The organism is Bacillus sp. LR--39 (assembly GCF_053613335.1).
In genome coordinates, this window is sequence record NZ_JBSIOT010001179.1 from 1 (window position 1) to 607 (window position 607).

Annotated in this window: 1 pseudogene; it reads right to left on the reverse strand. The window is 46.3% G+C overall.

Annotation, left to right across the window (positions count from 1 at the left end):
* Nucleotides 1–607, reverse strand: a pseudogene (locus ACWHAR_RS29260) (Asp-tRNA(Asn)/Glu-tRNA(Gln) amidotransferase subunit GatB); the annotation flags it as partial.

A 607-nucleotide genomic window follows, 5' to 3' on the forward strand; every position in this document is an offset into this window, starting at 1 on the left:
CGCGGTCTTTTCCGTTTTTAAAGTCTTCGATTGATTGAGGATTGTTGTCAAGCGCCTCAGTGACAAGCTTCAGAAGCACGCCTTCGTCAGAAATCTGAACAAGGCCTTTCTCTTTCACAATCTTCTCAGCGTCGCCGCCTTTTTCAATCAATTCTTTAAACACTTTCTTCGCGATCTTAGAAGAAATGGTTCCTTTTTCAATCAATTTGATCATGCCGGCAAGGCCTTCAGGTGTCAGGGCAACATCGGCAAGCTCTTTTTGCTCAGCGTTTAGGTAAGCTGACACTTCACCCATCAGCCAGTTAGACGCTTGTTTGGCTTCAGCGCCTTTTTGAACGGTTTCTTCGAAGAAATCAGCCATTTCTTTTGTCAGCGTCAGAACCATCGCGTCATATGCAGGCAAGCCAAGCTCTTCGATATAACGCTTGCGGCGCTCATCCGGAAGCTCAGGAATGCTTGCTTTTACGCGTTCCTTCCATTCATCATCAATGTAGAGCTCGACTAGATCTGGCTCTGGGAAGTAACGGTAGTCGTCAGATCCCTCTTTGACACGCATAAGAATGGTTTTCTTCGTTGCTTCATCATAACGGCGAGTTTCTTGCTGGAT